We start from the raw sequence: 8,795 nt of genomic DNA on the forward strand, positions 1-8,795 counted from the left end.
TTTTTATAAAAATTTTTAATTATTTTTATTTATTTGGTTAATTTTATTATCCATACATCCGTTAATCGCAATTGCAACCTTCATTTTAGATTTCCTTTGCATTCATCGATTTCACGATGGGAATGGACGAATGTCGCGTTTATTAACTCTTCTTTTATTATACAAATTTGGATACGAAGTCGGCCGTTATATTAGTATAGAAACGCTCATCGAAGAAAGTAAAGAAACATATTACGACGTTCTCAAACGCTCATCGATCCACTGGCATGAAGGGAAAAACGACATTTTCCCTTGGTTACATTACTTTTTATCAGTTATTGTTGCCGCCTATAAAAAACTTGAAGAACGTGTCGGCTATATAGAAATAAGTCGTGGAAATAAGCGAAAACGCATTCAAGATTTTATTGAAGGCAAAGTCGGATATTTCACAAAAGAAGATATTCGTCACGCTTGCCCTGACATTAGTGAAACAACGATTAATCGCGTTTTAAATGAGTTGAAGGAAGCAAAAAAAGTTACACCAATCGGTAAAGGGAGAGGGGCGAAGTGGCGAAAAATAAACAAATAAGCGAGTGTCTATGCTCGCTTATTTCCTTTCCAAACAATCCATAAAACAATCGTTGCCCCAATCATATCAATGACCACGTCAGAAAATAGCGCCGTTCGCTCTGGTTGGAACGACTGGTGCCATTCATCAAACACGGCACAACTAAGCGTAAGTAACCAAGCGAAGCGATATGAAGCTGTCGCTTTCCACGCCAGAAACGCAAACGTTCCAAACACCGTCATATGCGCACATTTTCGAATAATGAAATTCCATGAAAATACCCCGTCGCTCACAGGGTGGTTCGTTTCAATTCCAAAATAATCAAGCCAATACCGGATCCATTGCGCCGTTTGCTCTCCGATAAATAGCGGAGACTCGGTAAAATAGTAAATTAACGCACACCATATAAACACAAGTCCCCACCATATCAAGCGATTTGTTTTCATTATCATTAAATCCCTTTCTATCTTTGGAAATCTACACACCATTTTACTACTTTTATCCCTTTTATACGACTGATTTGTATGAATAAAATGTTTGTGGGAGAAAAAAGACAGGTTCTTGATTTAGTATAATAAGGAATCTGTCGGATATGTTCTATTTGTAAATAAAAGGGTGGTATGCTAAAATGAGAACAAATGAACGAAAAGGAGTAATTTGCATATGTTGCAGACAATGTTATCGCCCGAAGTGATGACAAAAGCGGCTGAGCGCTTAATGAAGCTATTGCCTTATAAAAAACATAGTGACGTCATTAAACGAGCATGGCAATTGTACCGCACTGGACATGTATATAACGTTACAATTGAAAACAATGTGTTAAAAGGGAAAGTAACAGATCGTGGACACACATATGAACCATCTTTTCAATTAAAACAAATTTCTAGTTCATTATGCGGATGCACGTCTGTTGGTATATGCGCCCATAACTTAGCTTTATTTTTATATGCGTACAACCAAATTGATACGGTAGGCGATTTTATTCGCCGCTGGAAAGAGCCAAATAAAAAACAAAAGAAAGAACAAAAAGAAGCAGCCATTAGCGACCAAAGTGCCCAAAAGAAAGAATCTCTTTCAACGAAACAACAACCAAAAGAAGCTATAGAACGAAAAGGATCGATTGTTGAAAGTTGGTGGCAATCGTTTGAAAAGAAATATGACAAAATGTTTCGACACGGCTTTCTAGCACCTGAAGAACATGTACGAAAACTGATTTACTCCTTTTTCCAAACGTTCGAGCGACCAACGTCGAAAGCGGCATTTTTAGATCATTTGTATTATTTTCATGGTTCATTGTTTACATTCACAAAACTCATTTACATACCAGAACAACAATCGGGATATTTTTCAATCATTCAAGAACGACAAATGAAACAATTTGCCGAAAAGGTTCATGAAGCTATACAAACATTAGCGAAAAAGCCTCGAACAAAAGGGCATGAAGCGATTTTGCGTGAAACAATTCCATACGTGCGACACATTTTATTTTGTGAGCGCTCGTATATGGAATGTGCCACAGACGTCTATAAAGACATATGGGGTCGACTACTTACGGGTCAGTTTGACCGTGAAACAGAATGTACATGGGTAATGGAACAGATCAATGTACAAAAAGAACCGTCCAAAAGAACACCTTTTATTATTGCGTCTTCTTATTTAGCTTTTTTACTTGAAAACGATGAGCGAGCTTATCGCCTTATTGAGCCGTTCCCATATTTAGCAGTAGATTATATGATTGAATTTATGGAAATGTCGTTTGCAAAAAAAAATATACAGCGAGGGGCAACATGGTTCAAGCGTCTCGAAAGTAACATCGACACCTATTTTAACTCCATTGATTTCCGCCATCGAAATTGGTTTACAGAGGCGATTTTGTTTGCGTATCATCGCTACAGCACAGCAACGGGAAATCAACAACATGAAAAATACGAACAACTGCTTCAAAAATTGCTTCCATATAGTTTTTATACGTACATCGACTACTTGTTTGATAAACAAAAATGGAAAGAGCTCATTGAATTATACATGTTCGAAAAAGCAAACGTCGATATGATTCACCCGTTCCATGTAAAAGCAGTCGAACAAGCCGATCGCTCGCTCGTTCTTCCTTTGTATCACCAAACCATTATGCACTACATCGAACAAAAAAATCGGAGCGCATACGAACAGGCAATGAAACATTTACGAAAACTGCGCGCACACTACCGTGCATTAAAACAAATGCCTCGCTGGGAAGCATATATCGCAAAACTAACTGAACAAACAAAACGTTTACGCGCCTTTCAAGATTTATTACGGAAAGGGAAATTTATATGATGCAACTTGAACTAAAAAGCCGTTGGCTCGATGAACAAAAACAGTTTTTCATTTATAGTGATGATACGCACCCAAATCAGTGGAAAGATCTCGTCTTTTGTTGGCATGAAGAAACGTTTTATGGCACATTTGCCCCTGTCGAGACGATTGAAACACATATCGGCGTCCTTCTTTCTCCATGGGAGGCAGCAACGTTTTTTGCCTATTCATCCCCAAGCACATTGATCAAAGTTATATGGGATGACCAAAGCAAACAATTTCAAACATGGGCAAAACAAATCATAGCAAACATTGAACAAAAACAATTCATGCCTGATTTTGACGCGTGGAAACAAGGACGTTTCGGATGGAAAGGAACGACCGAAGATGAGCATCCGTTTATTTCCGTCTGGCGTTCTGAAGCGATGAATGACTGGATTCAATCAGATGTGGAACTCAAACAAACGTGGCAGCAAATTACTGAAACATATCCCCTTCTTATAAGCGACGTCGCTTCAATTATGGACGAGCACGATTGGTTAACAGAAATCGGTTGGGATAAAAACCGTCCGCCGTTTATCGTCGCCATTCGCTTAAATGAACCAGGGGAAGATGGCGGAACATGGCCGCTGGAAACGGTGCTCATCGATACAGAAACAGACGACATCACCGTTTATCCGCATATGCCCAAAGCTTGGGAAGCATACGTTAGTCATATTGAACGAGCACAACAACGATGGCAAACGATCGTGCCATGGCTGAGCGAAAGCGGGGCGTTGCGCACCCAATTAAACGAGGACGACGCGTGGCGATTTTTAGTGGAAGCAACCGTAGAATTAGGCGAAGCAGGCGTTCGCGTCATCGTCCCATCATGGTGGGAAGTTGTGAAACAAACGCGCCTCCGTGTCAAAGCACGGGTGAAATCATCCGCAACATCTGTATTCGGACTTGATGCGCTCGTCGATTTCGATTGGCGTATCGCTACAAATGGAGTCGAACTATCGGAACAGCAATTTGCGGAGCTTGTTGAACAAAAACGTCGTCTTGTCCGCATTCGCGACCAATGGGTTCAGCTTGATCCTGCTGTCATTCAACACATGCAAAAACTAATGAAAAAAGCTAAACAAGAAGGTTTATCGATTCGCGACGTACTTATGCAAGCACTTGCGGAGAAAACAAACGGACGACATGAAGACGACGAACCAATTGACATTGAACTAAACCGTTCATTTACGTCGCTTGTGAAAAAAATGAAAAACATCGACCATATTCCATCGGTCACTGTTCCAAAAACATTTCAAGGTACATTGCGCCCATATCAACAACGAGGCGTCGACTGGCTCATCTTTTTACGCCAGCTCGGTTTTGGCGGCTGTCTAGCAGACGATATGGGGCTTGGAAAAACGGTTCAAATGCTTGCGTATTTCGCATATGTGAAAGAAAACGAGAAACGAAACGGACCTGCCTTGCTTATTTGCCCAACGAGCGTCATCGGCAACTGGCAAAAAGAATGTCAACAGTTCGTTCCGTCACTACGTGTTCATGTTCATCACGGACAAGCACGGGCAAAAGAAGAGGCTTTTCTTGCCGCTGTAAACGAAGCCGATGTCGTCATTACATCATATAGCTTAGCGCATTTAGATTTCGACGACTTAGCAAACGTCAATTGGGACGTCATTTGTTTAGATGAAGCGCAAAACATTAAAAATGCCCAAACGAAACAGGCGCGCGCCATTCGTAAACTAAAAGGACGGCATAAAATCGCGCTCACCGGAACCCCAATTGAAAACCGACTAAATGAGCTTTGGAGCATTTTTCAATTTTTAAATCCCGGCTATTTAAGTTCACAAACAGAGTTTCAACGCCGCTTTGCGACGCCGATTGAGAAAAACGGGGATGCACAAGCAACAGAAAAGCTCCAAAAACTCATTCGTCCATTTTTATTGCGCCGAACGAAAACAGATGAACGAATTGCGCTCGATTTGCCAGACAAACTTGAACAAAAAGAATATTGCCCGCTTACCGTCGAACAAGCGTCTTTATACGAACAAATTGTGCAGCAATCGCTTGAAAAACTTGACCAAGTAGACGGATTTGCGCGGCGAGGCATCATTTTACAAATGTTAAATAGTTTAAAGCAACTATGTAACCATCCTGCCCTTTATTTAAAAGAACAGCATCCAAAGCAAATCGTGGAACGATCGCATAAAGTAGAAAAGTTGCTTGAACTTGTCGAACAAATTCGTGAAAATGGAGAAAGCTGTTTAATTTTCACACAATACATTCAAATGGGCGAAATGATGCAACATCTTCTTTCTACACATTTGAAAGAAAACGTCGTCTTTTTAAACGGAAGCACACCGAAACAAACGCGTGATGACATGATTGAACAATTTCAAAACGGACAGTTTCATATATTCATTTTATCGCTCAAAGCAGGTGGAACAGGACTCAATTTAACAGCCGCCAACCATGTCATTCATTTCGATCGTTGGTGGAATCCTGCCGTTGAAAACCAAGCGACAGACCGAGCGTATCGCATCGGGCAAACGAAATTTGTCCACGTGCATAAACTCATTACAACGGGGACGATTGAAGAAAAAATTGATAATATGCTTGAGAAAAAACAAGCACTCAATGAACAGCTCATTCAAAGCGAAACGTGGATTACCGAACTGTCAAACGAACAATTGCGGGAACTATTTACCCTTTCATGAGGTGACACATGGCGAAGAAAAAAGGAACGAAACAACAAACATTATGGGAAAAACTGCTAGAACAAATGGCAAAAAAACTAGAAGAACGAAAAATAAACAGCCGCTAATGTCGGCTGTTTATTTTTGGATATAAAACTTTCTCGATAACGTAAAGCTATACACAATCGGAATAATAAACAATGTTAAAAAGGTGCTGCTAATTAATCCGCCGATAACGGTAATCGCCATCGGTTGATTGAGCTCTGCCCCATCCCCAACGCCAAAGGCGAGCGGCAATAAACCTAAAATCGTCGTCAACGCCGTCATCAAAATCGGACGAAGGCGAAGTTTAACCGCTGTGACAATAATATCCCGCCCTCCACGGGCACGCAATTGATTCATATAATCGACAAGAACGATCGCGTTGTTGACGACAATACCCGCAAGAACAATGCCACCAATAATGACCATGACGCTCACCGGCGTTTGCGTCAACCACAATCCACCTGCAATACCGATGATCATAAGTGGAATCGTGAACATAATAATAAACGGATGTTTAAACGATTCAAATTGCGCTGCCATGACAAGATAGACGAATGTCACCGCAAGCGCAAAGGCTAATGCTAAATCATCAATGGACGACTCAAGCAACTCCCGATCGCCACTAAAGACGATATCCGTTTCAGGCGGGAGATCGAGCTTTTCAATTTCGCGATCAACAAGCGCTGATATGTCACCAAGCGTAACGGAATTTTTATATTTCACCGTAAACTGAACAGCGCTTTGTTCATTCACCCGTTGAATTTGCACGCGACTTTTTCCAATTGACACAGATGCAATATCGCCAAGTTTCACAAACGATCCGTCCGGTTTTTTCACGAGCAATTGTTTTAAATCGGAAACGGAATTTTTTTCATTTTGGTCGTACTCTACCGTCACATCGTACACGTTCGCGCTAGCATCAATCATACGTGTCGCTGTCATTCCGCGCGTCATTTGTTCGGCAACGATGGCGACTTGCGCTGGTGTAAGCCCATGTTGCAACGCCTTTTCCCGATCGATTTTGACTTGAATTTCATCAACTGTTTCTGACAAATCCGTTGTCACTTCTTTCACTTCTTTTAACGACTTTAATCGTTTTTCAATTTGACGAACGACTTGTTTGAGCCGTTGTTCATCCGTATCTTTTACACTAAATGTTAACGTATTTGGCGCACTTCCTGTCGATGCTTGCAAGTTGAACGACACTTCTGCGGTTTTGTTCACTTTTTTCACCGCTTGTTGTACAGGGGATTTTAATTCGTCAACGACGACAAACACCGAGCGATTGCGCTCATCTTTCGGCTTCATTTTTACATATATTTCAGCTACGTTACTTTGTGTCGTTCCACGAAACGACTGTTCTTGCGTCGAACCGATGAGGCTCACGTACGTTTCAATATCATCGACTCGTTTTAATTCATGTTCAATCGCCTTAACGACGCGCTCTGTCGCTTTGAGAGAATAACCGTCATCTGTTTGTACACGAATGGAGAAAAATCCTTCATCTGTATTCGGTAAAAACTGCATCCCAACGTTTGTCAACCCGACAACGCCAACGCCGAACAAACTAACCGCCAACAACAACATAATAAAACGATGGCGCAATGACCAACGTAAGCTTCGTTCAAGCGCACGCATCGGGGCAGAAGATAACCGCGCTTCTTCACGATAACGTCTGCGCGGGCGCAACCAACGGCTCGCAAGCATCGGCACGACCGTTAACGCCACAAATAATGAAGCAAGTAAACTAAATGCAATCGTCATCGCAAATTCGGTAAATAAATCACCAATTAATCCGGTAATAAATAACACAGGAATGAATACCGCCACGCTCGTCAACGTCGACGCGACGATGGCGCTTCCCACTTCGCTTACCCCATCTTTTGCCGCTTCTTTCGGCTCTTTCCCCATCGCTAAATGGCGGGAAATATTTTCAATAACGACAATGGAGTTGTCGACAAGCATCCCAATCCCGAGCGCTAGTCCACCGAGCGTCATAATGTTTAACGTAAAATCGGAAAAATACATTAACACAAACGTCACAATAACAGAATACGGAATGGCGATGCCAATAATGATTGGGCTTTTGATGTTCCGTAAAAACATAAACAGCACCGCCATCGCAAACGCCCCGCCTAACACGAGCGACTGTGCGATATTGCGAATCGTTCGTTCAATAAACTCCCCTTGGTCAAATAATATATTCGCACGGACGTTTTGAAACTGCTCTTTTTTCAATAACTTGTCTAACTGTTTTTGAAACGCTTTTGACACTTCAGCTGTATTCGCATCTGCTTTTTGCAGTACACTCATTAAGACAGACGGCTGTTCATTTGTTCTTGTAATCGTTCGTTGTTCGTCTGAAACGAGTTCAACTTTCGCTACATCTTGGAGACGAATGCGTTCATTTGTCAATGGATTAATCGTAATCACGAATTTTTTTAATTCATCGACTGATTGCACAGTACTTAAAATGCGCGTCGATAATTGTCGCTCATCGATGACAACGGTTTCCCCCGGCAACGATACGTTATTCGCCGAAATGAAATTCGCAATGTCTTGTTGGGAAAGACGATACGTTCGCAGTTTATTTTGATCAACGAGCACGCGCACTCGTTTTGTCAACGTCCCCGATACGTTCACGCTCGCGACTCCTTCTGTTTTCGCAAGCTCTGCTTTTAACTGTTGCGCTAATGCGTTCAACTCGCCCGTTCCGTCTTTGCTCGTTAACGTCATTTGAATGACAGGAAACTGCGACGGGTCAAACTTTAAAAATCTCGGTTTTTGTACATCATCTGGCAACGGGGTTTGGTCGATTCGCTGCATGACGTCATTTTGCATCTCATCAATGACGGTCGCCCATGAGAATTGGAGTAAAATAAGTGTCGATCCTTCTTGCGATGTCGATGTCATCGACTTTAATCCCGGCAGCGTCGCTAAGCTGCTTTCTAACGGTTTTGTCACTTTTTCAAGCACTTCCGTCGGCCCTGCTCCTGGATACGTCGCCACAACAACGCCAACAGGAGGCTGAATATCGGGGATGAGTTTCATCGGAATATTGAACAACGATACCGCCCCTAAAAGAATGACGATAATCATCGAAACAAACGTCAACACTGGACGCCGAATCGAAAAATGGCTAATGCTCATCACTTTGTCCCGTTACAGAAAACTTACAAAACTTTATAAATAATCTATTCATTATTTATAAA

The 8,795-nt window shown here is 41.8% G+C and carries 5 protein-coding genes; 3 read left to right on the forward strand and 2 right to left on the reverse strand.

Annotated elements, in window-relative coordinates:
* Positions 1–52 precede the first annotated feature (52 nt).
* Positions 53–568 (forward strand): Fic family protein, encoded by a 516-nt coding sequence (locus tag ACYQY7_RS13250; protein ID WP_461202751.1) that lies wholly within the window; start codon positions 53–55, stop codon positions 566–568.
* An 8-nt stretch (positions 569–576) separates the two neighbouring features.
* On the opposite strand, the gene ACYQY7_RS13255 is transcribed toward ACYQY7_RS13250, so the two are convergent.
* Positions 577–999, reverse strand: a complete 423-nt coding sequence (locus ACYQY7_RS13255) for a VanZ family protein (protein ID WP_461202745.1) — start codon at positions 997–999, stop codon at positions 577–579.
* Between the two features lie 211 nt (positions 1,000–1,210).
* On the opposite strand from ACYQY7_RS13255, the gene ACYQY7_RS13260 reads away from it, so the two are divergent.
* Complete coding sequence (locus ACYQY7_RS13260) at positions 1,211–2,863, forward strand: hypothetical protein (protein WP_461202747.1); 1,653 nt, start codon at positions 1,211–1,213, stop codon at positions 2,861–2,863.
* A complete protein-coding gene (locus ACYQY7_RS13265) occupies positions 2,863–5,559 on the forward strand; it encodes a DEAD/DEAH box helicase (protein WP_461202753.1) in 2,697 nt (898 codons plus the stop codon). The genes ACYQY7_RS13260 and ACYQY7_RS13265 overlap by 1 nt, the downstream gene beginning before the upstream one ends.
* A 117-nt stretch (positions 5,560–5,676) precedes the next feature.
* Here ACYQY7_RS13265 and ACYQY7_RS13270 read toward each other — a convergent pair whose 3' ends face one another.
* Positions 5,677–8,733: an efflux RND transporter permease subunit gene (locus ACYQY7_RS13270; protein WP_461202749.1), complete on the reverse strand. Its 3,057-nt coding sequence runs from the start codon at positions 8,731–8,733 to the stop codon at positions 5,677–5,679.
* Positions 8,734–8,795 lie beyond the last annotated feature (62 nt).

The organism is Anoxybacillus sp. TBDG-1, assembly GCF_054815885.1.

Excerpts from the sequence above, each read along its gene's own strand:
- ACYQY7_RS13255 (WP_461202745.1), bottom strand. The coding sequence starts at position 999 with ATGATAATGAAAACAAATCGCTTGATATGGTGGGGACTTGTGTTTATA.
- ACYQY7_RS13260 (WP_461202747.1), top strand. The coding sequence starts at position 1,211 with ATGTTGCAGACAATGTTATCGCCCGAAGTGATGACAAAAGCGGCTGAG.
- ACYQY7_RS13265 (WP_461202753.1), top strand. The coding sequence starts at position 2,863 with ATGCAACTTGAACTAAAAAGCCGTTGGCTCGATGAACAAAAACAGTTT.
- ACYQY7_RS13270 (WP_461202749.1), bottom strand. The coding sequence starts at position 8,733 with ATGAGCATTAGCCATTTTTCGATTCGGCGTCCAGTGTTGACGTTTGTT.